The organism is Methylobacterium sp. 88A, from assembly GCF_000376345.1.
GTDB classification, from domain to species: Bacteria; Pseudomonadota; Alphaproteobacteria; order Rhizobiales; family Beijerinckiaceae; genus Methylobacterium; species Methylobacterium bullatum.
This window is the reverse complement of record NZ_AQVT01000001.1, coordinates 2,743,968-2,768,603: the sequence shown is the minus strand read 5'-3', so window position 1 is coordinate 2,768,603 and position 24,636 is coordinate 2,743,968. Positions and strand designations below refer to the sequence as shown.

Sequence of the window (24,636 nt, the reverse complement as noted above, 5' to 3'; positions counted from 1 at the left end):
CCTTGGGCATCGTGGCCTTGGAAATCAATGCCTTGGGGATCGTGCTGTCGGAACACGCCGGCGCTTTCTCATGCCCCCACCGATCGATGCGGATTGCCGGCCAATCCTCACTCCGCCGCGCCGGACTCCGACGATGACGTGCGCCCCGCCAAGCCAGGAGCGTCGGCGGCGTATTGCCCGGCCGCGATCGTGCGTTTGACCGTCGACCGGGCGGCATCGATGGCGATGGCGGCGGCCGACATGGTCCTGGCCTCCGTCGGCCGCTCCAGGGCGTGCTTGGCGATCTCGCCGGCGAGGTCGTCGATCTCGCGGGCGAGGTGTTCCAGGCGCGGAGGATCGGCGCTGCTTTGCGCTTCCTGGCGAATCTGCAGGAGGCGGTCGGTGGCCTCCTCGATCCGTTCCCGGCGCAGCCGCGACAGACGCTGCCCGATCCAGGCGACGCCAGACCCTATGCCGCCGCCGAGGAAGGCGACGAGATAGATCCAGGTCTCGTAGCGCTCGATGAAGCCCTGCTGCTCGCGCTCGAAGAAATCGACGGCGCCGGGGTGGATCGGCAACCGCGCGCTCGTCGCGCCGGCCGTGCTGTCGTAGCTCGGCGCCTGCACGTAATCGGCGGCGGCGGTCACGTTGGCCATGCCGCTGCGCAATTCGAACAGATGCTGGGTCACGTCCGCCGCGACGGGACGGGACAGGCTGGCCCGCGCCATCAGGCGGTAGGACGCGCCGACCGTGTGAACGTCCTCGGCCGGGACCTTGGGACTGCCGCCGAAGGTCTCCGCCGGCATGGTGACGGATTGCAGGCGCGGCATCCGGGCGACGATAGCATCCGCGTTCTCGACCGTGACGAAGGCGACCTTTCGCGTCTTGCTGGCCGCTTGGACAATGCCGACGATGCGTTGCGCCGTGGGTGCGGTCGGTGAAATGACCGAGACCACGGCATCGACCCGCTTCCTGGCCAGGGCCGTGGGGAGGTCGGCTTCGGCCATTTCCACGAGGGCCACGTGGCGCGGTGGCAGCGGCCCTTCCGGGTCCTTGTCGAGAAGGGTGAGGCCGTAATGGCCGACCGTCGCCTTGATCAGCGCCTGGTCGGCATCGCGATGCGCGAGGATCGCGAGGCGCTTCCGATCGAGATCGGGAAAGCTCGTCAGCCCCGACGGCTCGGGAGAGGCGATGATCATCGCCTGGTCGCGAAGGATCGCCAGGGTCAGTCCATTGTCGGGCAGGTCGACATCGGGACGGACCACGGCGAGATCGGCGCGGCCTTCCTGGAGCGCGGCGGCACTGTCCCGCACATCGTCGAAGGCGATGACCTTGAGGCGGATCTCCTTGTGCCGCCGGGCCAGGGCATCGGCATAGGCCTGGATCAGCGCCGGCTCGGTCCCGTCCTTCGGGGCGACGGCGATCGTCAGGACGGTCGCCCGAGAGATCCAGTATGCCGTGGCGGCCCCGAGGCCGAGGAACACGGCGAGCAGAAGGAAGACGAACTCGCGGCGGACGAGGAGGCCGGCGAACTTCATGGATCGAACGACCGCTCCCCGCCAAGCCCGACACCGACCCTATCGGCGGCGACAGGGCGTATCATGCCCTCGCCGCGAGCCGGCATGGCGGGCGCCGTCTCCGTCGACAAGGGACGGCTCCACCGCGACGGGGCCGGATGGGCGGTCGTCAGCGGGGCCGACGCGGTGGGGCTGCGGCCCGGCCGCTGAGGCGACGTCCGACATAGGCGACGATTTTGGGAAGCACGAACAAGGTCAGGAGTTTGCGGATCATCGAAGGTCTCCGGATGACGGGGATCAGCGCTTGGGACGGGCGAGCCAGCCCACCGCGAAGGCCACGGCCGCGAGGCCGAGCAGGGCGGATGCGCGATTGTCGTCGGCATAGCGGACCGCCTGGCGGCCATAGGTCGTGCCGCGCTTGGCTGCATAACGGGCGAAGCCGCGTCCGTCCTCGATCAGGTTACCGGCGCGGTCCCGGACTTCGCCGACGAGATAGCGGCCATCCTGGGCCAAATCCTCGGCACGATCGCGGGCACGGCCGTAGGCATATTGCGCGCCGCCGGCCACTTGGTTGACGGCGCCGCGCACCTGACGGGCCGGATCGCCGGTGACACCGCCGAGGGTGGATTGGGCACGTCCCTTCAGATGCCGGGATGCGCCGCGAAACTGATCGCGATTCATGGAAGTCTCCTACAGGTTGAGGCGGAGGGAGAGCCTGAGCCCTCCCTCGGGGACGGGATCACCGCTTGCCGGTGACCTTGTCGACGACCGAGGCCACACCGTCCTTGGCCTCGCCGACGGTGCGCTGGGCCTCGCCCTTGAGTTCCTGGGCCTTGCCCTCGGCGACGAGCTTGTCGTTGCCGGTGACCTTGCCGACACCTTCCTTGAGGTTGCCGACGGCTTCGTTGGCGAGACCCTTCAGCTTGTCCGTGGTGCTGCTCATGGGATGGCTCCTTGGGTTCGGGGTGATCGTCGAAAGGGAAGGTCCGGCCGGTCGCGGTGACCGGCCGGCGATCCGGCTCAGACGCGGCGGGCGTCGTAGCGATCGGTGAGGGTGGCGAGGGTCGGAGCGCCGAGACGGCCGCCGAAGAAGCCGGCGAGGGCGCCGAGGATCAGGGCGAGCGCGCCGTAGAAAGCGCCCTGAGTGGCGGCGGACTTGGCGGCCACCGCCGCGGCCTCGGCCTTCTGCTTGGCGCTGGCGACGGTCTCTTCGTACTGCTTCCTGTAGTCCTGGATCTGGGTCTTGGCCTGATCGACCGGGATGCCCTGGGCCTTGGCCAGCGCGTCGGCGGCGCGGTTCTCGGCCTGGGCCTTCTGGGCGGGATCACCCGTGAACAGGGCGCGGATGGCGGCGACGGCGGCATCCTTGGCGGCCTGCGGGTCCTGGCCGGCCGCCTGCTGGCGGACGCTCTGCTCGATGCCGTCCAGCGGGTTGGTGATCTTGGACAGCGACGGGGCTGCGGCCTGCGCGGCGGTCTGCACGGTACCGCCGACGAGGGAGCCGGCGCCGCCCAGCGTGCTGGTCACGCCCGAGAAGGCGCCGCCGATGAGGCCGCCGGCCGCGGAGGTGAGAAGATACAGGACGACGAGGGTGGTCACCGCCCAGGAGACCAGGCCGTGCAGGCCGGCCGCGCCCGTCACGGGCTTGCCCGACAGGCGTCCGGCGATGAAGCCGCCCGCGAGAGCGGCGACGATGCCCGAGACAATGAACCAGACACCGGCGCCGAGCGACAGGGTCGAGGCGGCCGGGTTGTCGGCGGCGTTCGCTCCGACGCTGGACAGGCCGATGCCGACGCCGACCATGTTGAGGACGACCTGGGTCACCAGGGCGGTGACCGCGCCGGCGAAGATCGCGCCCCACGAAACCTGGTTCAGCAGGACGGTGCGGGTATCACCGGCGACGATCGGCGACGTCGGGATGCTGGAGGAAGAAGACACGTGGCAGAGCTCCGGGGTCGTCGGTAGTCCGAAGAATTCGGTAGTCCGAGCGGGGGAAGATGAAGGGGGAGGGGTGGCGCGGCGGACGTTCAGTCGCGGCCGTGGATGAGAAGACCGATGCCGTAGCCGAGGAGGCCAGCCACGAGCAGGGCGGCCACCGGGTGCTCGGCGACCTGATGGGTCACCTCGCGGCCACCCTGGCGCAGATACCGGCCACCGTTCTCGTAGGCGTCATCGGCGTAGTCGTAAGCCTCGCGGCCGGCATTGCGGACGGATCGCTCCGCGCGCTCATAGGTGTCGCCCGCCGCGTCCTGCGCCTGGCGTGCGCGGGCCTTGATCTCGCGTCCGTCGGACCCGGCGACATCGTCGACGGTGTCGCGGATGCGTCCGCCGACATCGCGGGCAGCGTCGGCGGCGTAGTCTGCGGCGTTGCCGACCGCGTCCTTCGCCTGACCATAGAGGTTCTCGGCCGTGCCCTGGACTTCGCGAGCCCGGCCCTCGACCGAGTTGCGGTTCGAACCGGTCAGGTCGCCGACCGCGCCCTGGATCTTGCCGCCGAGTTCTTTCGCGGCCCCGGTGATCCGATTGGTATCGACCATGATGTTCACTCCTGTATCTGTAAAATCTCGACCGGACGATGTCCGGCGCCGTCAGCCTCACCCTAAGTCTCGGAAACGCTCTTGGGTTTCACTGTGGACTTCGGTAGTTTTTGCTGAGATCGTCCTTCGCTCACCGCGTTTTGATCACCGATCAGCTTGCCGACGGCTTCTTATACCGAGCCCTTGAGCGCTTCAGCCGCGATTGCGGACTTGGAAACGCTCATGAATCGCTTCGAATACCTGATCGGCCTGACACCATGTCTTGCGGCTCAGCACCTCAGTTGGCGCCTGCCAACCACCGATCAATGATGCATTCGTACTGGTAGAGCGATTTTATTTAACCGGCAGAGCCCGCAGGGAAGCCATTGTTGCGCCCCCAGACGATGGCCTCGGATCGCTTGTGCACGCCCAGTTTCCGGTAGAGGGCGGCGGCATGATTCCGGACCGTGTTGCGCGACAGGGTCAGGCGCTTGGCGATGGCATCGTCACCGAGCCCCGAACAGATGAGATCGAGAATCTGCCGCTCGCGGACCGTCATGTTCGGCGAGACGGAATCCTTGTGCTCGCCGCCCGGCCGACGCAGGTTGGCGAGCTTGTCGATGAGCCCCCGGCTGAACCAGGAGGTATCGGCCATGACGGTCTCGATGGCCTCAAACAGGTCACGCTCCCCGCGCTTGCGCTCGGTGATGTCCTGCAGGACGAGGAGTGCGTAGATGTCGTCCCCGATCTCGACCCGCTCGGCGGAGACGAGACAATCGAGGCTGGTCCCATCCTCGTGCTGCAGGCAGACTTCGAGCCCGAGGACGTAGCCGGTCATGGCCACGGCACTCTCGAACTTCTCGCGGGCCGCATCGTGGACCCAGAGCCCGAGTTCCGCCGGTGAGCGCCCGGCGACAGTCTCGGCGGAATGGCCGAAGACCCGGGTGAAGGCCTCGTTCACCCCGGTGATGGCGAAAGAGTTCGCCCGCGCGAGCACCGTCGGCACGGGGGTGAGGCTGAAGGCCTTCGCGAAGCGCTCCTCACTCTGTCGCAAGGCCATCTCGGCCTTTCGACGCAATTCGAGATCGGCGAAGGTGAAGAGCATGCACGGCTCTTCGCCGAACTCCATCGGCTGGCCGGCGACGATGACGTGGCGCACGCCGCCATCGGGCAGGTCGAGACAGGCTTCCATCTGCGGGATGGTGCCGCCTTCGTTCAGGCGCGAGATGGCCAGATCCCGGCTCCGGGCGCCCGCCAGGACATCGACCTCGTAGACGCTGCGGCCGATGACGGCATCGCGGGTGTACCCCGTCATCTCGAGGAAGCCGAGATTCACCTTGACGTGTCGCAGGTCCGCGAGCCGGCAGATCACCGCCGGGGCCGGATTCGCGTTGAACGTCTTCTCGAAGCGGTCCTCGGCCTCGAACTGATCCGAGACGTCCTTGAGAATCAGTGCGAGGCAACTGGGATTGCCGTCGCGATCGGTGGCCACGAGGCTGCGCAAGGAATGGACGAAGGTGACGTCCGGCTCGTCGGTGCGCGTGACCTCCACGACCACGTCGTGGAACGTCTCACCGGCAACGACGCGCTCGATCGGGTATTGATTGGGCGTGCGGTTGTTGCGGTAGCGCAGGGAGAAGCGCTCGCGATAGATGTCGACGGTCTCTCCGAGCTCGCTCACGGACTCCGCCCCATGCATCGTCAGGGCCGCCTCGTTGGCATAGGCGATGGTCTGGTCCGGCTCGACCAGGATCACGCCCTCGCTGAGGCCGGCGATGATCTGCCGGAGTTCGTACCTGTCGACGCCGAGTGTCACTGTGGCTCCAATAGCTTCATGGACCGGGCCACGGCCCAGCCTTCAACCAATGCGTGGGCGGTCAGTTCCAGGTTCACTCGGGAAGAGCCTGGTATATTTGAATGGTCCACAGGACTGTCGGGGAGCGGACAGGGAAGTACCCATTCAAGGGGCACCCTTGGTGCGCCGGAGGCCTGTCTACTCTTGCAAAGATCGACATTTGTATTTTCGCATCGGAGCAGTCTCGTCGAACAGACGCATCGGCGGACAGGCATCGAAGAACCGGTCGTCCCCTCGTCTTTCCTCGACCTGACAAACCCATCGCTCCCGTCGGATTTCGGAGGTGCGTCGGCCAAATGATCGGATTCCGGTCCGGGACGCGTAACCGGGGGAGGGCGATCAGCGAAATCCTTCTCATGGCCGCCGCAGAACCCGGTGCCACGACGAAGGACCGCGTCCCATGAGCTTTCTCGCCCACACCGTGTCCGTCGTCCCTTGCCGCCGATGCCACGGGCGCGGACTGGCGGGCGAAGGGCGGTGTGGCCAAGCCCGCGGCGACGACTTAGGGTCTCGTCCGTGAGCCTGGCGCAGGCGGCGCATTCGGGCCGCCTGTCCGTCCTGCAGGCTCGGCCTGCGGATTCCGGAAGCATCGCGACCATGCCCGCACGATCGATGGCATCGTCCGGCGAGGCCTCGCTGTCGGCCGCGATGCAGGCGGCTCAGAACGGCGATGCCGCAGCCTACCGTGCGCTCCTGCGCGACTGCGTTCCCGTGGTTTCCGCGATGGCGAGGTCCAAGGGTGTCCGGGGCACGGGCGTCGACGACGTGGTTCAGGAGACCCTGCTGACGATCCACCGGGCGCGGGCGAGCTACGACCCCGCCCGGCCCTTCCTGCCCTGGCTCCGTGCCATCGCCCACCGGCGCGCCATCGATGCCCTGCGCCAGGGCAGCCGCCGGCCGCGAGAGGTCGACGACCCGATCGCCTACGAGACACGCGCCGACGATGCCCCCCTGCCGGGGCACGATCTGGAGGACCGCGACCGTCGCCGGGCCGTGGTCCAGGCCGTCGCCCATCTTCCCCCGGGGCAGCGCGAAGCGATCGAGCACATCGCCCTGCGCGAGCTCTCGCTCGACGAGGCCTCCCTCCTCACCGGGAGGACCAAGACGGCGCTGAAGGTCAACTTCCATCGAGCCCTCAAGGCGCTGCGTGCCTCTCTCTCATCCAGCAAGGAGGGTTCGGATGTCTGATCCCGCCAGACACGAACGTCTCGTCGAGGAGCTGGCCCGGTCGCTCACGCCGATCCGCCCGCTGCCCGGGCCGGGATGGCGGGCCTTCGCCTGGATCTCCGCCGTGCTCGGCCTGGGTATTGTCCTTCTGCCCCTGTCGGATGCCGCCGCCATGCAAGCGCGTCTCGGCGTTCCGGACCTTCGCTATGCCGCGCTCGGCGCGATCCTGACGAGCGTGGCTGCGGCCTTCGCCGCCTTCCAGAGCAGCGTGCCGGGCCGCAGCCGGGCCTGGGCCCTGCTGCCGATCCCGCCCCTCGTCCTGTGGCTCGGCGTCAGCGGGCTCGGCTGCCTGCGGGCCTGGCTCGCTCCGGCTTCGAATCTCGCCGAAGCCGGGGAGATGCGCGGCTGCTTCGTCTTTCTGATGGGCGTCTCGCTGCCGCTCTCGGTCCTGCTGGTCACGATGCTGCGCCGGGCCTGCCCGTTGAACCCCGGACTCACGGCGGCCTTGGGGGGGCTCGCGGTCGCGGCGGCCGCGGCGGCGCTTCTGGTGCCGTTCCATCCTCACGACGCCACCGCGACGGATCTCGCCGTGCATCTCGTGGCCGTCCTCATCGTGGTCGGCCTCAACGGGCTCTTCGGCGGCCGCTTCCTCGAGGGAACGACCGACCGACGCTCCGCCGCCACGGCCGTGGATACCGATCCGTAGGCGGGCAGGCGGCGTCTCGCGCCGCCCGGTTAGAATGGCCTTAATCATGCGGCGCTAGACTTCCGCCGACCGGACCTTCCGTCCGCCGGCGACACGCATGACCGTGACATCTCCCTCGGCGCAGATCGGCACGCCGACCTACAGCCTCGTCGTTCCCGTCTTCAACGAGGAGGTCGTGCTGCCGGTGCTGCTGCACCGCCTCGACCAGCTCCTCGCCAAGCTCGACGGGCCGGCGGAGGTGATCATCGTCGATGACGGCAGCACCGACATGACGGGCATCGTCGCCGCCGGCCGCGCCAAGGACGATCCGCGCTATCGCTATCTCGCCCTGTCGCGGAACTTCGGTCATCAGGTCGCCATCACCGCCGGGATGGAGCGCGCCGCGGGCGCCGCCGTCGTGGTGATGGATGCCGACCTTCAGGACCCGCCGGAGGTCGTCCTCGAGCTCGCCGCCAAATGGCGCGAGGGCTACGAGATCGTCTATGCGAGGCGCCTGAGCCGGGAGGGCGAGAGCCGCTTCAAGCGCTGGACCGCCGGCCTGTTCTACCGCCTCATCCGGGCGCTCACCGCCATCGACATCCCGGCCGATGTGGGCGATTTCCGCCTCGTCGACCGCAAGGCCCTCGACGCCTTCCTCGCCATGCCCGAACGCGACCGGTTCGTGCGCGGCATGTTCAGCTGGATGGGCTTCCGCCAGACCGCCGTGCCGTTCCACCGTCTCTCGCGGACCCTGGGCCAGACCAAATACGGCTGGTCGAAGATGCTGCGGCTCGCCTTCGACGGCATCGTCGGCTTCTCCGACATCCCTCTCCGCTTCGCCCTCTGGGCCGGCACGGGGGTGTCCCTCTTCGCGCTGGCTTATGGATTCTACATCGCCGTGCGCGCCCTCTACGACCCGGCCCTGGTCAGTGGATGGGCCTCCATCGTCGTCCTCGTCTCGTTCCTGGCCGGCATGAACCTGCTGATGACCGGCATCGTCGGCCTCTATGTCGGACGCATCCATACCGAGGTGAAGAAGCGCCCCCTCTACGTGGTCGGCCGGGCGGTGGGGTTCCCGGAGGACGAGCAGGCCGCGACATCGAGGATTGCGGCATGACCAGCGCCTTCGACGCGTACCGCACGAGCTACGACGCGGTCGTCCAGGATTCCATCGCCTTTTCCGGGCTCGAACACGGCTTCTTCCTGGATGCGAAAGCCGATCTGCTCGCGGACGTATTCGGCCGGCATTTCGGGACCTCCCGCCCGTCGCTCCTCGATGTCGGCTGCGGCGTCGGCCTCCTCCATCGCCGCCTTGCCGGCATCGTCTCGGGGATGGCCGGCACCGATCCCTCGCCCGAATCCGTGGCCCGTGCGGAGAGCGAGAACCCCGGCAACCTGTACCGCCTCCAGCAGGACGGCAGAGTGCCGTTCGAAGATCGGGCATTCGACGCGACGCTGGCCGTCTGCGTCTTCCATCACGTCCCCGTCGCGGAGCGTTCCGGCCTGCTGGCCGACATGCGGCGCGTCACCCGCCCGGGCGGCCTGGTGGCGATCATCGAGCACAACCCGTGGAACCCGCTGACGCGCCTCGCGGTGTCGCGCTGTCCCTTCGATCACGACGCCGTGCTGCTCGGTGCCCGCGAGACCCGGGCGCTCCTCGCGGAACGAGGGCTGCGGGACATTCGCAGCCGACACTTCCTGGCCTTCCCGTTCCGGCGGGGATGGGTGCCCGGTGTCGAGAAGGCCATCGGCCGGATGCCGCTCGGCGCGCAGTTCCTGGCCTGCGGGACGGTTTGACCCCGCATCGAAGACGGGAGCCGGACCTTGGCCGGACGACCACGCCGCAGGCTCGATTCGGCCTCCACAATCATCATCCCTTGATCATCTGACGCCGAGCCTCTATCCGGGCGGCGTCTTTCGCCCGGCTCGACACCTCGAGCGCCGCCCTGGGCGACCGCTCATGTGACTTTGTTTTAGGAATGTGACGATGGCCAAAGAGAAGTTTGCCCGCACCAAGCCGCACTGCAACATCGGCACGATCGGTCACGTCGACCACGGCAAGACGTCGCTGACGGCGGCGATCACGAAGGTCCTGGCGGAGTCGGGTGGCGCGACGTTCACGGCCTACGACCAGATCGACAAGGCTCCCGAGGAGAAGGCGCGCGGCATCACGATCTCGACGGCCCACGTCGAGTACGAGACGGCCAACCGTCACTACGCCCACGTCGATTGCCCCGGCCACGCCGATTACGTGAAGAACATGATCACCGGTGCCGCCCAGATGGACGGCGCGATCCTGGTCGTGTCGGCCGCCGACGGCCCGATGCCCCAGACCCGCGAGCACATCCTGCTCGCCCGCCAGGTCGGCGTGCCGGCCCTGGTGGTGTTCCTCAACAAGGTCGACCTCGTCGACGACGAGGAGCTCCTCGAGCTCGTCGAGATGGAGGTGCGCGAGCTCCTCTCCAAGTACGACTTCCCCGGCGACGACATCCCGATCACCAAGGGCTCGGCCAAGGTCGCCCTCGACAACGGCGACAAGGCCGTCGGCCACGACGCCGTGCTGAAGCTGATGGAGTCGGTGGACGCCTACATCCCGCAGCCGGAGCGTCCGATCGACAAGCCGTTCCTGATGCCGATCGAGGACGTGTTCTCGATCTCGGGCCGCGGCACCGTGGTGACGGGTCGCGTCGAGCGCGGCATCGTCAAGGTCGGCGAGACCGTGGAGATCGTCGGCATCCGCGACACCCAGACCACCACGGTCACGGGCGTCGAGATGTTCCGCAAGCTGCTCGACCAGGGCCAGGCCGGCGACAATGTCGGCGTGCTCCTGCGCGGCACCAAGCGCGAGGACGTCGAGCGCGGCCAGGTCGTGTGCAAGCCCGGCTCGGTCAAGCCCCACACCAAGTTCAAGGCCGAAGCCTACATCCTCACCAAGGAGGAGGGCGGTCGCCACACCCCGTTCTTCACCAACTACCGGCCCCAGTTCTACTTCCGCACCACCGACGTGACCGGTGTCTGCGAACTGCCCGAGGGCACCGAGATGGTAATGCCCGGTGACAGCGTCACCATGGACGTCACCCTCATCGTCCCCGTCGCCATGGAAGAGAAGCTCCGCTTCGCCATCCGTGAAGGCGGTCGCACCGTCGGCGCAGGCGTCGTCGCAGCCATCAACGACTGAGAGCGCGGAGGGCCGCGCTGTTTCGGCGACACGGCTCACCCCACCTGACATGCCCGAAGGAGCCGGCTTCGCGCCGGCTCTTTCGTTTTGAGCGGAACGCCACCGGGAAACAGGAGCCCGCCGTGAGCAAGGAAACCAGCAAGTTTCTCAGCTACGTGCTGCGGCATGCACCGGATGCGATCGGGATCACCCTGGATCGTCAGGGGTGGGTCGACATCGACACCCTGCTCGCGGCCGCCCTCCGGTCCGGGACAGCCATCAATCGCGCCACCCTCCACGAGATCGTCGCCACGAGTGACAAGAAGCGCTTCACCCTGTCGCCGGACGGTTCGCGGATCAGGGCGGCCCAGGGGCATTCCGTCGAGATCGCCCTGGATCTCGCTCCCTGCGAACCGCCGCCCATCCTGTTCCACGGCACCGCGATCCATGCGGTTCCGGCCATCCTGGCCGACGGCCTCAGGCCCGGCGCGAGGAACCATGTCCATCTCTCCGCCGAGGCGGAAACCGCCCGCCGCGTCGGCCAGCGGCACGGGAAACCGGCCGTCCTCACCGTCGCCGCGCAGAACATGTGGCGGGCCGGCACGCACTTCTACCGTGCGGACAACGGTGTCTGGCTCGTCGGGCATGTGCCGCCGGCCCATCTCGGCCGTTTCGAGGAACCGTGAGGCTGCACCACCGCAATTTCCGCGGCGGCACGACTTGGGCTCTTGCGCCGGCGGAAATGATCGGGCATTGAGCGTCCCGCGTAGGAGTGTAGCTCAACTGGTCAGAGCGCCGGTCTCCAAAACCGGAGGTTGCGGGTTCGAGTCCCTCCACTCCTGCCAGTGTTTTCCTTGAGCGCAATGCCGGAACGGCCTCCCGTCGGGAGTGTCGAACCGGAGCGTGTTTCCCGCTCTCTGTCGATATGTCCGCGACGGTCGACAAGACCCGGGACTTGCGCTAGAGCGTTCGCACTCCGAGATCGGTAACTGTGTTCGGTGCGGGCTTCGACCAGAGCCTCCGCACCGGCCCGCTTTCCGGTCAGAGCCGATTTTCCCTGTTGTTGGCATCAATGGCATCGAACGAAGCAACGAAGAAGGCGGACCTGGCGCGCACCCCGCAGCGCGGCTCCGCCACGCCGACGCCGCCTCGGGCGACCCCGCCCGTGCGGCCCGCGCCCAAGCGCGTCGGCCCGGCCGAGTTCCTGTCCCAGGTGCGCGACGAGGGCCGCAAGGTCACGTGGCCGTCCCGCAGGGAGACCACCGTCACGACGATCATGGTGTTCATCATGGTCGTGGTGGCGAGCATCTTCTTCACGGTCGTGGACCAGGCCCTGCGCTACATCGTGACCCTGATCCTCGGGGTCGGCGCCTAGAACAACTGAGTCTCCCTGGGCGCGTCGTCGCGACCGGGCAGACCGACGTCAGGATTTGGTGAGAACCGTGTCGAAACGCTGGTACATCGTCCACGCCTACTCGAATTTCGAGAACAAGGTCGCCCAGTCCATCAAGGATCAGGCGGCTCAGCGCGGGCTGATGGAGCTGTTCGACGAGGTCATGGTCCCGACCGAAAAGGTCGTCGAAGTCCGCCGTGGCCGCAAGGTCGACGCCGAGCGGAAGTTCTTCCCCGGTTACGTGCTGGTGAAGTGCGATCTGACCGACGAGGTCTACCACCTCATCAAGAACACCCCCAAGGTCACCGGCTTTCTCGGCGCCGACAAGTCAAAGCCGGTGCCGATTCCCGATTCCGAAGCCGAGCGCATCAAGGGTCAGGTCGCCGAGGGCGTCGATCGTCCCAAGCCCTCGATCTCCTTCGAGATCGGCGAGACCGTCCGCGTCGCCGACGGTCCCTTCGCCTCCTTCAACGGCACCGTCGAGGAAATCGACGAGAGCCGTTCGCGCCTCAAGGTCGCCGTGTCGATCTTCGGTCGCGCCACCCCGGTGGAGCTCGAATACGCCCAGGTCGAGAAGATCTGATTTTTTCGAATTTCGAGGTCGGTCGCGACTGACCGGTCTTCAGCTTTTCCGCGCGGTGCCAAGCCGAGCGTGAAAATGGCCGTCGGGTCCAGTCCCCCGATGGCGTCACACGCGGGAGGTCCGCCCGGTTTGCCGCCGGGATCTACGGACCGCACCGCGACCTGCAACCGCTCGCCCCGTCCGTGCTCCAGGCAGCCGGGCGGCGAGCCTACATTTGGGAGCAGTCCCTATGGCAAAGAAGATCACGGGCTACGTGAAGCTTCAGGTTCCGGCCGGCGCCGCGAACCCGTCGCCGCCCATCGGCCCCGCCCTCGGTCAGCGTGGCCTCAACATCATGGAATTCTGCAAGGCCTTCAACGCGAAGACCTCTCAGATCGAGAAGGGCACCCCGATCCCGGTCGTCATCACGGCGTACCAGGACCGCTCCTTCACCTTCGAGATGAAGCAGCCGCCGGTCACCTTCTTCCTCAAGAAGGCCGCCGGCCTGAAGATCGGCAAGAAGCCGGCTTCCGGCTCCAAGACCCCGGGCAAGGGCCCGACGGTGGGCAAGGTCACCGAAGCTCAGCTTCGCGAGATCGCCGAGAAGAAGATGCCCGACCTGAACTGCGACTCGGTTGACGCCGCCGTCGCCATGATCCGTGGCTCCGCGCGGGCCATGGGCCTCGACGTCGTCGCTTAAGGGGAGGGCACAATGGCACACGAAGGCAAGCGCATCCGCGCCGCCCGCGAGGGCATCGACGCGCTCAAGCTCTACACCATCGACGAGGCGATCGCCTTGGTGAAGCAGAAGGCCAGCGCCAAGTTCGACGAGACCGTCGAGGTCTCGATGAATCTCGGCGTCGATCCGCGCCACGCCGACCAGATGGTGCGTGGCGTCTGCAACCTGCCCAACGGCTCCGGCCGGACGGTGCGGGTGGCGGTGTTCGCCCGCGGCGCCAAGGCCGACGAGGCCCGGGCCGCCGGTGCCGACATCGTCGGCGCCGAGGACCTGCTCGAGATCGTCCAGAGCGGCAAGATCGAGTTCGACCGCTGCATCGCGACCCCGGACCTGATGCCCCTCGTCGGCCGTCTCGGCAAGGTGCTCGGCCCCCGCGGCCTGATGCCGAACCCGAAGGTCGGCACCGTCACCATGGACGTGAAGTCCGCGGTCGCCGGCGCCAAGGGCGGTTCGGTGGAGTTCCGCGTCGAGAAGGCAGGCATCGTCCATGCCGGCATCGGCAAGGTCTCGTTCGACGAAGCCAAGCTCGTCGAGAACATCAAGGCGTTCGCCGACGCGGTGGCCAAGGCCAAGCCCGCCGGCGCCAAGGGCACCTACATCCAGCGCGTCGCCGTGACGTCCTCGATGGGCCCGGGCGTGCGGGTCGAGCCCTCGACCGTGCTGACCGCCTGATCGGCACGTCTCACGCAAGGATATGACAACGCCCGGCTCTCAAGGCCGGGCGTTTTCTTTTGGCCGGGCGCCGTGCTTGACTATGGCAGGAGCGACAGGCGCCGGCCCGCCAGCAGCGTCGCGGTGAGCCCGGCGAACCTCGCCGCGCCCAAGAGCCAGCCCGATGCGGCACCCGCCATGATCCCGGACAGCAGCGTGCCGACGCTGCAGCCGAGACCGGTCATCGCGCTCCAGCCGCACGCCGCTCCGACCAGGCACCCACGCTCCTAGCCCCACGCTGTGGCCGACCGCCCCGGCGGCCAGGGCGGCGAGGATGCCGAGGGCCCCGCGCGGGTCACGCCGATCGATGAGGTCGCGCCACAGGCAGAAGCAGAAGAAGCGCAGGCGTTGCGGCACGAAGCCGAACAAAGCTCCGAATGTCAGGGACAGCGCGAGCCGTTTACCGCCGGGATCGCCCGACATCTGCAGGGCCGCGACCAGGAATGCAGTCCCGATCAGAGGTCCGTATGCCAGAGGACGTTCTGTGCGCGGGGCACATGCCCGCGCTCGTAGACGCCCGGCTCGACGCTGACGTCGACGATCCGGAGCTTCGGCGAGGCGAGGTTGGCCTCAAGCCATTCGGTGGAGACGAGGGGGCCGGTCTGGCTCTGTTTCTGCTCGGTGGCATGAGCCGCCACAGGCCCGACCATCGGCAGGGCCAGGGCGGCCAGAGCCATACGTGCGGCAAGAAGGGTTCTTGAGGACACGGGCGCGCTCCGGCGAGGAAGAGTCGTCGCATCGCGGCTGAGCTTGCACATCGGCAGGTCATGCCCCGAAACTTGACCACACCCCTTCGGACTCTGCGGGCGAATGCCCGGCTTTCCGCCCGGGCATTCGCGTCCGTGCTCATGCACGCCAGAACGGCTTGGAAGCCTCAGCACGCAGGGCGACGGGATCGAGATCGAGCGCCTTCATTTGTTCCGAGGTCAATTCACGAATTGTACGCCGCCCGGCCGCCCTGCTGTACCAGATCGACAGGAGAGCGATTGCTCTCGCGGGAAAGCGCTGGTTAGGGTGGCCGAGAGAGTCGAACGGCCTCGCGAGAGGTCGCACGCTAGCGGATAGATTGTCGGATATCGGCATGATCGGGTCACCTCCATCGGGTCGCCCACTCCTATTGATCCGAAATTGAATCGAATCAATCAAATCATTGTACTCGGAGCAATGCGCGCGTGGCAGACTATCGGACGATTTCGGAGGGGATCGCCGCGGACATCGCCCAGGGGCGCCTGGCGCCGGGGAGCCGGATGCCGACGCAACGGCAGTTCGCCTTCGAACGCGGGATCGCCGTCTCCACCGCGAGCCGTGTCTATGCGGAACTGTCGCGGCGCGGACTGATCACCGGAGAGGTCGGACGCGGCACCTTCATCCGCGCCTCGGCCTCCGCCGCGGCAGCATTGCCGGACTCCGAGACCGGACTCATCAATCTCGAGCACGTCTTCTCGATTCTGCCCCATCAGGCGGCGGAGCTGAGCGCCAGCCTCGGCGCCCTACTCGAACCGGCCAGGCTCCGAGCCGCGTTCTCGCCGGTCCGGCCGGGCGCGAAGGAGCCGGCGCGCGCCGGGGCGGCGGCCTTCTTCACGCGGGGAGGGTGGTCGGCCGACCCCGAGACCGTCCTGTTCACCGGGGCCGGACGCCAGGGCATCGCCGCGGCGATCTCGGCCCTGGCGCAGCCCGGCGATCGGATCGGCGTCGAGGCCATGACCTATCCCATCGTCAAGGGCCTCGCGGCCCGGCTCGGCGTCGAACTGGTTCCCCTCGCGATGGATGCGGAGGGGGCGATCCCGGACGCCATCGAGCGGGCTCATCGCGAGGCCCCCCTCCGCGCCCTCTACCTCCAGCCCGTCCTGCAAAGCCCCCTCGGCCAAACCATGAGCGCGGATCGCCGGCGCGCCATAGCATCGCTCCTCGGCAGACAAGACCTCGTCTGCATCGAGGACGCCGTGTACGGGTTCCTCTGTGACGAGGAGCCCCTGGCCGCCCTGGCACCCGAGAGGGTGATCGTCGTCGACAGCCTGTCGAAGCGCCTCGCTCCGGGCCTCGGCCTCGGTTTCGTCGCCGGGCCGCCCCATCTCACGCAACGGCTCGCGGGCTCGATCCGCACGGGAGGCTGGACCGCGAGCGGACTCCCCCTGGCGGTGGCCCTTCATCTCATGAACGACGGAACGGCGAGCCGGATCGGCAAGGCGAAGCGGACGGACGCGGCAGCGCGCCAGAGCGCGGCCCGGGAAGCGCTGAGCGGCCTCGACGTTCGGGGCGACCCGAGGGCGTTCCACCTCTGGCTATCCCTCCCTCCCCATTGGACGGCGGAACGCTATGCGGGCGCCGCGGCGCGCAATGGCGTGGCGGTGTCGCCGGCCAGCGCTTTCGCCGTCGATCCGGCAGTGCCGGAGAACGGGGTACGCCTCGCGCTCGGCTCGCCGCCTTTCGAGCGGCTCGAGACCGCACTTCAGACGCTGCGGCGCCTGGCTCTCGACGAGGACGATTCCGTGGTGGAGTGAGATCCACACGGTCGGCGGACCCGAGGCGCATCTCGCGCCTGCGTCAAACGCGCGCGAAGGCTTCTCCCCGGCTACGCGGCAGGGCGAGATCCATCCCAGAAAGGGTCAAGAAATCAACACGCGAGGGTGACGCCTCCGCACCTGTCTGTGCTAGGAATGCCGCCATGCGATGCACCCTCTCCGTCACCTCCAATCGACGCATCCTGTGCGTCTTTCCCGCCTACACGCCGTCCTTCGGGACGTTCGCCCATGCCTACCCGTTAATGGGCGGGGTGAAGGCCTTCATGCCACCGCAGGGCCTTCTCCTCATCGCGGCCTATATGCCGGAGGAATGGGAATACCGGTTCATCGACGAGAACATCAAACGGGCCGGGCCGGACGATTTCGCCTGGGCCGATGCGGTGTTCGTGTCGGGCATGCACATCCAGGCCCCCCAGATCCGGGACATCTACGCCAGGGCGCATGCGGCCGGTAAGGTGACGGCGCTGGGCGGCCCTTCGGTCTCCGGATCGCCCGAGCAATATCCGGAATTCGACTATCTCCATATCGGCGAGATCGGCGACGCCACCGACGAGCTCGTGTCGATCCTCGACCGCGACGTGTCGATCCCGGCGAGCCAGGTTCGCCTGGAGACCAAGGAACGCCTTCCGCTCTCGGACTTTCCGGCGCCGGCCTACGAGGCCGCCCCCCTCAAGCGCTACCTCATCGGCTCCCTGCAATTCTCGTCCGGCTGCCCCTATCGCTGCGAGTTCTGCGACATCCCGCAGCTCTATGGCCGGCAGCCGCGCCTGAAGACTCCGGAGCAGATGCTCGGCGAGCTCGACGCGATCATCTCGCAGCCGGGCCATCCGGCCGTCGTGTACTTCGTCGACGACAACTTCATCGGCAACCGCAAGGCCACGAAGGACATGCTGCCCCACCTCGTGGAGTGGCAGAAGAAGAACCATTACCCGCTTCAGTTCGCCTGCGAGGCGACCCTGAACATGGCCAAGCAGCCCGACATCCTGGAGCTGATGCGCCAGGCGAACTTCATGACCGTCTTCGTCGGCATCGAAACGCCGGAAGAGGACGCGCTGGCGGGCATCGACAAGAAGCACAACGCCGCCGTGCCGATGTACGAGGCGATCGAGACGCTCAACAGCTTCGGCCTCGAAGTCACCTCGGGCATCATCCTGGGCCTCGACACCGAGACGGACGGCTCGGAGCAGAAGCTCATCGACTTCGTCGACAAGTCGGCGGTGCCGGTGCTGACGATGAACCTGCTTCAGGCCCTGCCGAAGACGCCGCTCTGGGACCGTCTGACCCGCGAGGGGCGCCTCACGCACGACGCGGCACTGGAATCCAACGTACTGTTCAAGCGCCCGCACGACGACGTGGTGGCGAGTTGGCGCCGGGCCATCGCCCACGCCTACGAGCCGGAGAACCTGTTCGCGCGCTTCCGCTATCAGGTGGAGCGGACCTATCCGCACCGGATCAAGACGCCCACCAGGGGCAAGCTCACGCGGACGAACCTGCGGCGCGGCCTCGTACTCGGTTTCAACATCGCCCTGCGCGTGGGAATCCTGTCGGATTACCGGGGCGTGTTCTGGCGCGCGGCGGGCCATGCCCTGAAGCGCGGGCAGATCGAGGCGGTCTTCAACATGGGCTTCGTCGCCCACCACCTGATCCGCTTCACCCGCGAGGCCCTACGCGGCGAACACAACGCCTCCTTCTACGCGGCCAAGGCCGATCAGAAGCTGGAGAATGCCCGCACGCCCTGGTGGCAGGCCGCGCGTAAGTTCCTGCCGACGTAGGGACTTACCTCAGCGCCTGAAGATCCTCCCGCCGCAGAGGCGGGAGGAAATCCCGTCAACCAAAATCGTACAGGCACGGCGGATTTCTTCGCCTGGGGCACTTGGCAGGGCGCTTGCTAGGGCCTATAGACCCCGCTCAACGTTTTTCACACTTTGAAAGGATTCGACCAATCGGTCGATATCCGACATCCGAATTCGTCTGGGCGACCAGACGATAATGGCCGGAAGGCTTTGAGGGGCGAACAGCCCCTTTAAGCCTTGTCCGGCCATGTCCTGTCCGAGACTGCAGGCGCCGGGCAACCGGCTTAATTCCCCAGCCTGCACAGACGGGGAAGACCGAATTCAAGACCCTCTCGGCACCGCGATTCGCGGCGCAGGCAGGTATCGGTTTGAACCATCTCGCCCGTGCCGTCCACCGTTCCGGAGGATGTCAGGGGACAGGGCCGTGAAGCGTCGTCCAGGACGTTCCGGCTTCTCGCTGAGCCGAGTTCCGTTCCGGGCGGCATGTGCAACCGGCGGCCCCTCCCCGAGAGGGACCCGCCAACCGGAGAGAGCCCCAGTGGACAGGACAGCCAAAGCTGATCTCGTCTCGACGCTCAACGGCGTGTTTGCGAACACGTCCGTCGTCGTCGTGGCCCACTACAAAGGCCTCACGGTCGCCGAGATGCAGAAGCTGCGCGCGCAGATGAAGCTGGCCGGTGCCACCGTGAAGGTCACCAAGAACCGCATCGCCAACATCGCTCTCGATGGCACGGACGTCGCCTCCATCAAGCCCCTCCTGAAGGGTCCGACCCTGCTCGCCTATTCGAGCGATCCGGTCGCGGCTGCGAAGGTTGCGGTGGATTTCGCCAAGGGTAACGACAAGCTCGTGATCCTCGGCGGCGCCATGGGAACGACCGCTCTGAACCCGGACGGTGTGAAGGCGCTCGCGTCGCTCCCGTCCCTCGACGAACTGCGCGGCAAGATCGTGGGCCTCATCCAGGCTCCCGCGACCAAGATCGCTCAGGTCGTCAACGCTCCGGCTGCCAAGCTGGCTCGCGTGTTCGGAGCCTATGCCACCAAGGACGCGGCTCAGGACGAAGCGGCCTGACGCCGCCTCGTCCTTCACAAACCATCCGTTCAAACCGATATCCAAAGGAAGAATACAATGGCTGATCTTGCCAAGCTCGTCGACGACCTGTCCTCGCTGACCGTTCTCGAAGCCGCCGACCTCGCCAAGCTCCTCGAAGAGAAGTGGGGCGTCTCCGCCGCTGCTGCCGTCGCCGTCGCCGGCCCGGCCGCTGGCCCGGCCGCCGTCGTCGAGGAGCAGACCGAGTTCACGGTTCTCCTGACCGCCGCTGGCGACAAGAAGATCGAGGTCATCAAGGAGGTCCGCGCGATCACCGGCCTCGGCCTCAAGGAAGCCAAGGACCTCGTCGAGGGCGCTCCGAAGGCTGTCAAGGAGTCCGTCAACAAGGAAGAGGCCGAGAAGCTCAAGGCCCAGCTCGAGAAGGCCGGCGCCAAGGTCGAGCTCAAGTAAGTTGCCGATGGGCCAAATCAGGCCCGTCACTTCCGGTCGGTCCCATCGGGGCCGGCCGGCACCGACGCCCGCGGGTCTCCGACCCGTGGGCTAAGGTCGCTTCAAGCGACCGGGCGGTCCTGGAACGGACCGGCGGCATTTCATTTCGGGTGGGCTTGGTCCGGCGGGACGGGTTCATCGCCTGGTCGCGGGAGGCATAAAGCCTTCCCCGGGCACCCGGTACGCGGGACGTAGGAGCGAGGTCACCCATGGCCAACACGCTGGTCGGTCGCAAGCGCATTCGCAAATTCTTCGGCAAGATCAAGGAAGTCGCCGAGATGCCGAACCTCATCGAGGTTCAGAAGGCATCCTACGACCAATTCCTGATGATGGACGAGCCGGAAGGCGGACGGGGCGACGAAGGCCTGCAGACCGTGTTCAAATCGGTCTTCCCGATCTCCGATTTCTCGGCGACCGCGCTCCTCGAATTCGTCAAGTACACGTTCGAACAGCCGAAATACGACGTCGACGAGTGTCGCCAGCGCGGCATCACCTTCGCGGCTCCCCTCAAGGTGACGCTGCGCCTCATCGTGTTCGATGTCGACCCCGATACCGGGGCGAAGTCCGTCAAGGACATCAAGGAGCAGGACGTCTACATGGGCGACATGCCCCTGATGACGGAGAACGGCACCTTCATCGTCAACGGCACCGAACGCGTCATCGTCTCGCAGATGCACCGTTCGCCGGGCGTGTTCTTCGATCACGACAAGGGCAAGACCCACTCGTCGGGCAAGCTCCTGTTCGCCGCCCGCATCATCCCGTATCGCGGCTCCTGGCTCGACGTCGAGTTCGACGCCAAGGACATCGTGCACGTGCGTATCGACCGGAAGCGCAAGCTGCCGGCGACCTCGCTGCTGTTCGCGCTCGGCCTCGACGGTGAAGAGATCCTCTCCACCTTCTACAACCGCGTCATCTACGACCGCGACGGCGCCGAATGGCGGGTTCCGTTCGATGCCGACCGTCTCAAGGGCTTCAAGGCGTCCGTCGACCTGGTCGACGCCGATTCCGGCGAGGTCGTGCTCGAGGCCGGCAAGAAGCTCAACGCCCGCAACGCCCGCCAGATCAGCGAGCGCGGCGTTCAGTTCCTGAAGGCCACCGACGAGGACCTGATCGGCCAGTACATCGCCGAGGATCTCGTCAACCCGAAGACCGGTGAGATCTGGGCCGAGGCCGGCGACGAGATTTCCGACAAGCTCCTCAAGAGCCTGGAGGAGGTCGGCGTATCCGAGCTCCCCGTGCTCGACATCGACCACGTCAATGTCGGTCCCTACATCCGCAATACCCTCGCCGTGGACAAGAACTCGTCCCGCGAAGGCGCGCTGTTCGATATCTACCGCGTCATGCGTCCCGGCGAGCCGCCGACGCTCGACACCGCCGAGGCGATGTTCCACTCGCTGTTCTTCGATTCCGAGCGCTACGATCTCTCGGCGGTCGGCCGCGTGAAGATGAACATGCGTCTCGACCTCGACGCCGAGGACACCGTACGCACCCTGCGCCGCGAGGACATGCTCGCGGTCGTCAAGGCGCTGGTGGACCTGCGCGACGGCAAGGGCGAGATCGACGACATCGATCACCTCGGCAACCGCCGTGTGCGTTCGGTGGGCGAGCTCATGGAGAACCAGTACCGCCTGGGTCTCCTGCGCATGGAGCGTGCCATCAAGGAACGCATGTCCTCGGTCGATATCGACACGGTCATGCCGCAGGACCTCATCAACGCGAAGCCCGCCGCGGCCGCGGTGCGTGAGTTCTTCGGCTCGTCGCAGCTGTCGCAGTTCATGGATCAGACCAATCCGCTCTCGGAAGTGACGCATAAGCGTCGCCTCTCGGCGCTTGGCCCTGGCGGTCTCACCCGTGAGCGCGCCGGCTTCGAGGTGCGCGACGTGCACCCGACCCATTACGGCCGCATCTGCCCGATCGAGACGCCGGAAGGCCCGAACATCGGTCTCATCAACTCGCTCGCCACCTTCGCGCGGGTGAACAAGTACGGCTTCATCGAGACCCCGTTCCGTCGCGTGAAGGACGGCGTGGTGACGAAGGAGGTCTCCTACCTCTCGGCGATGGAAGAGGCGAAGTACTACGTCGCCCAGGCCAACGCCCAGATGGACGAGAGCTTCAAGCTGACGGAAGACCTCGTGGTCTGCCGTCGGGCCGGCGACGTCATCGTCGTGCCGCCGGACCGCGTCGATCTCATGGACGTGTCGCCGAAGCAGCTCGTCTCGGTGGCCGCGGCGCTCATCCCGTTCCTCGAGAACGACGACGCGAACCGCGCCCTGATGGGTTCGAACATGCAGCGCCAGGCGGTGCCTCTGGTCCGCGCCGACGCGCCGTTCGTCGGTACCGGCATGGAAGCCGTGGTCGCCCGCGATTCGGGTGCCGCCATCGCGGCGCGCCGCTCCGGCATCGTCGACCAGGTGGATGCGACCCGTATCGTCATCCGCGCCACGGAAGAGGCCGATGCCAACAAGCCCGGCGTCGACATCTACCGCCTGCAGAAGTTCCAGCGCTCCAACCAGTCGACCTGCATCACGCAGAAGCCGCTGGTCCGCGTGGGCGAGCAGGTGAAGAAGGGCGAGATCATCGCCGATGGTCCGTCGACGGAGTTCGGCGAGCTGGCGCTCGGCCGGAACGTGCTCGTCGCGTTCATGCCGTGGAACGGCTACAACTTCGAGGACTCGATCCTGCTCTCCGAGCGGATCGTGAAGGATGACGTGTTCACCTCGATCCATATCGAGGAGTTCGAGGTGATGGCCCGAGACACCAAGCTCGGTCCGGAGGAAATCACCCGCGACATCCCCAACGTCTCGGAAGAGGCGCTGAAGAACCTCGACGAGGCCGGCATCGTCTATATCGGCGCCGAGGTCCACGCGGGCGACATCCTGTGCGGGAAGATCACCCCGAAGGGCGAGAGCCCGATGACGCCGGAAGAAAAGCTTCTGCGCGCCATCTTCGGTGAGAAGGCCTCGGACGTCCGCGACACCTCGCTCCGGGTTCCCCCGGGCGTCACCGGCACCATCGTCGAAGTCCGGGTGTTCAACCGCCACGGCGTCGACAAGGACGAGCGCGCCCAGGCCATCGAGCGCGAGGAGATCGAGCGTCTCGCCAAGGATCGTGACGACGAACAGGCGATCCTCGACCGCAACACCTATGCCCGCCTTGCCGGCGTCCTGATCGGCCAGTCGCCGATCGCCGGTCCGAAGGGCTTCAAGAAGGAGACCACGCTCAGCCGTGAGCTCCTGAACGAGTACCCGCGCTCGCAATGGTGGCAGTTCGCCGTCGTCGAAGACCGTCTCATGACCGAGATGGAAGCGATGCAGAAGCAGTACGACGAGTCGAAGAAGCGCCTTGAGCAGCGCTTCCTCGACAAGGTCGAGAAGCTGCAGCGCGGCGACGAGTTGCCCCCCGGCGTCATGAAGATGGTCAAGGTCTTCGTCGCGGTGAAGCGCAAGATCCAGCCGGGCGACAAGATGGCCGGCCGTCACGGCAACAAGGGTGTCGTGTCGCGGATCGTGCCGATCGAGGACATGCCGTTCCTCGAAGACGGGACGCATGCCGACATCGTGCTCAACCCGCTCGGCGTGCCGTCGCGCATGAACGTCGGTCAGATCCTGGAGACCCATCTGGGCTGGGCTGCCGCAGGTCTCGGCCGCAAGGTCGGGCTCGCCGTGGACGCCTATCTCCGCAGTAACGACATCGCGCCCCTCAAGGCGGAGATGGAGGCGATCTACTCGCCGTCGGAGCTGGAAGGCCTCTCGGACGACGACATGGCGGAGGCGGCCAACAACGTCCGCCGCGGCGTGCCGATGGCCACTCCGGTGTTCAACGGCGCCAAGGAAGCCGACATCGAGACGATGCTGGAGTTGGCCGGGCTCGACCGTTCGGCGCAGTCGACGCTCTACGACGGGCGCACGGGCGAGCCTTTCGACCGCAAGGTGACGATGGGCTACATCTACATGCTGAAGCTCCACCACCTCGTGGACGACAAGATCCACGCACGGTCGATCGGTCCGTACTCCCTCGTCACCCAGCAGCCGCTGGGCGGAAAGGCGCAGTTCGGCGGCCAGCGCTTCGGCGAGATGGAGGTCTGGGCACTGGAAGCCTACGGCGCGGCCTACACGCTGCAGGAGATGCTCACGGTGAAGTCGGACGACGTCGCCGGCCGCACCAAGGTCTACGAGGCCATCGTCCGCGGCGACGACACGTTCGAGGCCGGCATCCCCGAGTCCTTCAACGTGCTCGTCAAGGAAATGCGCTCGCTCGGCCTCAACGTGGAGCTCACCTCCTCGAAGAAGCTCGCGAACGACCAGCTCGACCCGCCCGCCGAGGCGGCCGAGTAAGACCACACCATACGCTCCCGCGCCGGCACCTCGCCGGCGCGGTCCGAGCGGGGAGGGGAAGCGCCTTCCGGGACGACGGCCAGCGGCGACCCGACCGGTCACTGCGCCGACCTCACGTTTTCAGCACGCGGTAGCCCCTCGGCGGAGGGTGCGCCCCGTCAGCAGGAGT

The 24,636-nt window shown here is 67.0% G+C and carries 24 protein-coding genes and 1 tRNA gene; 17 read left to right on the top strand and 8 right to left on the bottom strand.

The features are described 5' to 3' along the window. Positions 1 to 107: 107 nt before the first annotated feature. On the bottom strand, positions 108 to 1,517 hold the full coding sequence (locus tag A3OM_RS23980) for a TAXI family TRAP transporter solute-binding subunit (RefSeq protein WP_018044258.1): 1,410 nt from the start codon (positions 1,515 to 1,517) through the stop codon (positions 108 to 110). A gap of 63 nt (positions 1,518 to 1,580) precedes the next feature. Here A3OM_RS23980 and A3OM_RS26590 point away from each other — a divergent pair, with 63 nt between their 5' ends. Next, a complete protein-coding gene (locus A3OM_RS26590) occupies positions 1,581 to 1,706 on the top strand; it encodes a hypothetical protein (protein WP_018044257.1) in 126 nt (41 codons plus the stop codon). Positions 1,707 to 1,793: 87 nt separating this feature from the next. Here A3OM_RS26590 and A3OM_RS0113285 read toward each other — a convergent pair whose 3' ends face one another. The 5 genes from A3OM_RS0113285 to A3OM_RS0113265 all read right to left on the bottom strand — a co-directional run bounded on the left by A3OM_RS0113285 (position 1,794) and on the right by A3OM_RS0113265 (position 5,828). Further along, a complete protein-coding gene (locus A3OM_RS0113285) occupies positions 1,794 to 2,177 on the bottom strand; it encodes a CsbD family protein (protein ID WP_018044256.1) in 384 nt (127 codons plus the stop codon). A 58-nt stretch (positions 2,178 to 2,235) separates the two neighbouring features. Then, positions 2,236 to 2,439: a CsbD family protein gene (locus A3OM_RS0113280; RefSeq protein WP_018043750.1), complete on the bottom strand. Its 204-nt coding sequence runs from the start codon at positions 2,437 to 2,439 to the stop codon at positions 2,236 to 2,238. A gap of 77 nt (positions 2,440 to 2,516) precedes the next feature. Continuing rightward, on the bottom strand, positions 2,517 to 3,434 hold the full coding sequence (locus A3OM_RS0113275) for a hypothetical protein (RefSeq protein WP_018044255.1): 918 nt from the start codon (positions 3,432 to 3,434) through the stop codon (positions 2,517 to 2,519). Between the two features lie 89 nt (positions 3,435 to 3,523). After that, positions 3,524 to 4,033, bottom strand: coding sequence for a CsbD family protein (locus A3OM_RS0113270; RefSeq protein WP_026176005.1), 510 nt, complete (start codon positions 4,031 to 4,033; stop codon positions 3,524 to 3,526). A gap of 337 nt (positions 4,034 to 4,370) precedes the next feature. Beyond that, entirely contained in the window at positions 4,371 to 5,828 is a 1,458-nt protein-coding gene (locus A3OM_RS0113265; RefSeq protein ID WP_018044253.1) for a helix-turn-helix transcriptional regulator, read from the bottom strand. Positions 5,829 to 6,464: 636 nt separating this feature from the next. On the opposite strand from A3OM_RS0113265, the gene A3OM_RS0113260 reads away from it, so the two are divergent. The 11 genes from A3OM_RS0113260 (at position 6,465) to rplA (ending at position 14,242) form a co-directional block, all read left to right on the top strand. Then, positions 6,465 to 7,055 (top strand): sigma-70 family RNA polymerase sigma factor, encoded by a 591-nt coding sequence (locus tag A3OM_RS0113260; RefSeq protein WP_081612743.1) that lies wholly within the window; start codon positions 6,465 to 6,467, stop codon positions 7,053 to 7,055. Continuing rightward, the gene (locus A3OM_RS0113255; RefSeq protein WP_018044251.1) at positions 7,048 to 7,740 is read left to right on the top strand and encodes an NrsF family protein; all 693 of its coding nucleotides are present in this window, start codon (positions 7,048 to 7,050) and stop codon (positions 7,738 to 7,740) included. The genes A3OM_RS0113260 and A3OM_RS0113255 overlap by 8 nt, the downstream gene beginning before the upstream one ends. Positions 7,741 to 7,837: 97 nt before the next feature. Next, entirely contained in the window at positions 7,838 to 8,836 is a 999-nt protein-coding gene (locus tag A3OM_RS0113250; RefSeq protein ID WP_018044250.1) for a glycosyltransferase family 2 protein, read from the top strand. Continuing rightward, complete coding sequence (locus tag A3OM_RS0113245) at positions 8,833 to 9,516, top strand: class I SAM-dependent methyltransferase (protein ID WP_018044249.1); 684 nt, start codon at positions 8,833 to 8,835, stop codon at positions 9,514 to 9,516. The genes A3OM_RS0113250 and A3OM_RS0113245 overlap by 4 nt, the downstream gene beginning before the upstream one ends. Before the next feature lie 190 nt (positions 9,517 to 9,706). Beyond that, complete coding sequence (gene tuf, locus A3OM_RS0113240) at positions 9,707 to 10,897, top strand: elongation factor Tu (protein ID WP_018044231.1); 1,191 nt, start codon at positions 9,707 to 9,709, stop codon at positions 10,895 to 10,897. Positions 10,898 to 11,019: 122 nt separating this feature from the next. Beyond that, positions 11,020 to 11,562 carry an RNA 2'-phosphotransferase gene (locus A3OM_RS0113235; protein WP_018044248.1) on the top strand — a complete coding sequence of 181 codons (543 nt, stop codon included), beginning with the start codon at positions 11,020 to 11,022 and terminating at the stop codon, positions 11,560 to 11,562. An 82-nt stretch (positions 11,563 to 11,644) separates the two neighbouring features. Beyond that, positions 11,645 to 11,721: transfer RNA gene (locus A3OM_RS0113230), tRNA-Trp, on the top strand. Between the two features lie 227 nt (positions 11,722 to 11,948). Continuing rightward, entirely contained in the window at positions 11,949 to 12,251 is a 303-nt protein-coding gene (gene secE / locus A3OM_RS0113225; protein WP_018044247.1) for a preprotein translocase subunit SecE, read from the top strand. Between the two features lie 67 nt (positions 12,252 to 12,318). After that, on the top strand, positions 12,319 to 12,852 hold the full coding sequence (nusG, locus tag A3OM_RS0113220) for a transcription termination/antitermination protein NusG (RefSeq protein ID WP_018044246.1): 534 nt from the start codon (positions 12,319 to 12,321) through the stop codon (positions 12,850 to 12,852). Positions 12,853 to 13,081: 229 nt separating this feature from the next. Further along, a complete protein-coding gene (rplK, locus tag A3OM_RS0113215; protein ID WP_018044245.1) occupies positions 13,082 to 13,531 on the top strand; it encodes a 50S ribosomal protein L11 in 450 nt (149 codons plus the stop codon). Positions 13,532 to 13,543: 12 nt separating this feature from the next. Beyond that, the gene (gene rplA / locus A3OM_RS0113210) at positions 13,544 to 14,242 is read left to right on the top strand and encodes a 50S ribosomal protein L1 (RefSeq protein ID WP_018044244.1); all 699 of its coding nucleotides are present in this window, start codon (positions 13,544 to 13,546) and stop codon (positions 14,240 to 14,242) included. 80 nt (positions 14,243 to 14,322) lie between these two features. Here rplA and A3OM_RS25880 read toward each other — a convergent pair whose 3' ends face one another. Beyond that, positions 14,323 to 14,466 carry a hypothetical protein gene (locus A3OM_RS25880; RefSeq protein ID WP_018044243.1) on the bottom strand — a complete coding sequence of 48 codons (144 nt, stop codon included), beginning with the start codon at positions 14,464 to 14,466 and terminating at the stop codon, positions 14,323 to 14,325. A gap of 270 nt (positions 14,467 to 14,736) precedes the next feature. Further along, complete coding sequence (locus tag A3OM_RS0113200; protein WP_245257790.1) at positions 14,737 to 14,988, bottom strand: rhodanese-like domain-containing protein; 252 nt, start codon at positions 14,986 to 14,988, stop codon at positions 14,737 to 14,739. A 465-nt stretch (positions 14,989 to 15,453) separates the two neighbouring features. On the opposite strand from A3OM_RS0113200, the gene A3OM_RS0113195 reads away from it, so the two are divergent. The 5 genes from A3OM_RS0113195 to rpoB all read left to right on the top strand — a co-directional run bounded on the left by A3OM_RS0113195 (position 15,454) and on the right by rpoB (position 24,467). Further along, the gene (locus A3OM_RS0113195) at positions 15,454 to 16,782 is read left to right on the top strand and encodes a PLP-dependent aminotransferase family protein (RefSeq protein ID WP_018044241.1); all 1,329 of its coding nucleotides are present in this window, start codon (positions 15,454 to 15,456) and stop codon (positions 16,780 to 16,782) included. 164 nt (positions 16,783 to 16,946) lie between these two features. Further along, positions 16,947 to 18,575, top strand: a complete 1,629-nt coding sequence (locus A3OM_RS0113190) for a B12-binding domain-containing radical SAM protein (RefSeq protein ID WP_018044240.1) — start codon at positions 16,947 to 16,949, stop codon at positions 18,573 to 18,575. A 559-nt stretch (positions 18,576 to 19,134) separates the two neighbouring features. After that, positions 19,135 to 19,665: a 50S ribosomal protein L10 gene (gene rplJ / locus A3OM_RS0113185; protein WP_018044239.1), complete on the top strand. Its 531-nt coding sequence runs from the start codon at positions 19,135 to 19,137 to the stop codon at positions 19,663 to 19,665. 57 nt (positions 19,666 to 19,722) lie between these two features. Further along, a complete protein-coding gene (rplL, locus tag A3OM_RS0113180; protein ID WP_018044238.1) occupies positions 19,723 to 20,094 on the top strand; it encodes a 50S ribosomal protein L7/L12 in 372 nt (123 codons plus the stop codon). Between the two features lie 248 nt (positions 20,095 to 20,342). Continuing rightward, on the top strand, positions 20,343 to 24,467 hold the full coding sequence (gene rpoB / locus A3OM_RS0113175; RefSeq protein ID WP_018044237.1) for a DNA-directed RNA polymerase subunit beta: 4,125 nt from the start codon (positions 20,343 to 20,345) through the stop codon (positions 24,465 to 24,467). Positions 24,468 to 24,636: the final 169 nt, after the last annotated feature.

Bases quoted from the DNA above. Each gene is read 5' to 3' on its own strand.
- A3OM_RS23980 (WP_018044258.1), bottom strand. From the start codon at position 1,517: ATGAAGTTCGCCGGCCTCCTCGTCCGCCGCGAGTTCGTCTTCCTTCTG.
- A3OM_RS26590 (WP_018044257.1), top strand. From the start codon at position 1,581: ATGCCCTCGCCGCGAGCCGGCATGGCGGGCGCCGTCTCCGTCGACAAG.
- A3OM_RS0113285 (WP_018044256.1), bottom strand. From the start codon at position 2,177: ATGAATCGCGATCAGTTTCGCGGCGCATCCCGGCATCTGAAGGGACGT.
- A3OM_RS0113280 (WP_018043750.1), bottom strand. From the start codon at position 2,439: ATGAGCAGCACCACGGACAAGCTGAAGGGTCTCGCCAACGAAGCCGTC.
- A3OM_RS0113270 (WP_026176005.1), bottom strand. From the start codon at position 4,033: ATGGTCGATACCAATCGGATCACCGGGGCCGCGAAAGAACTCGGCGGC.
- A3OM_RS0113260 (WP_081612743.1), top strand. From the start codon at position 6,465: ATGCCCGCACGATCGATGGCATCGTCCGGCGAGGCCTCGCTGTCGGCC.
- A3OM_RS0113255 (WP_018044251.1), top strand. From the start codon at position 7,048: ATGTCTGATCCCGCCAGACACGAACGTCTCGTCGAGGAGCTGGCCCGG.
- A3OM_RS0113250 (WP_018044250.1), top strand. From the start codon at position 7,838: ATGACCGTGACATCTCCCTCGGCGCAGATCGGCACGCCGACCTACAGC.
- A3OM_RS0113245 (WP_018044249.1), top strand. From the start codon at position 8,833: ATGACCAGCGCCTTCGACGCGTACCGCACGAGCTACGACGCGGTCGTC.
- tuf (WP_018044231.1), top strand. From the start codon at position 9,707: ATGGCCAAAGAGAAGTTTGCCCGCACCAAGCCGCACTGCAACATCGGC.
- secE (WP_018044247.1), top strand. From the start codon at position 11,949: ATGGCATCGAACGAAGCAACGAAGAAGGCGGACCTGGCGCGCACCCCG.
- rplK (WP_018044245.1), top strand. From the start codon at position 13,082: ATGGCAAAGAAGATCACGGGCTACGTGAAGCTTCAGGTTCCGGCCGGC.
- rplA (WP_018044244.1), top strand. From the start codon at position 13,544: ATGGCACACGAAGGCAAGCGCATCCGCGCCGCCCGCGAGGGCATCGAC.
- A3OM_RS25880 (WP_018044243.1), bottom strand. From the start codon at position 14,466: ATGACCGGTCTCGGCTGCAGCGTCGGCACGCTGCTGTCCGGGATCATG.
- A3OM_RS0113190 (WP_018044240.1), top strand. From the start codon at position 16,947: ATGCGATGCACCCTCTCCGTCACCTCCAATCGACGCATCCTGTGCGTC.
- rplL (WP_018044238.1), top strand. From the start codon at position 19,723: ATGGCTGATCTTGCCAAGCTCGTCGACGACCTGTCCTCGCTGACCGTT.
- rpoB (WP_018044237.1), top strand. From the start codon at position 20,343: ATGGCCAACACGCTGGTCGGTCGCAAGCGCATTCGCAAATTCTTCGGC.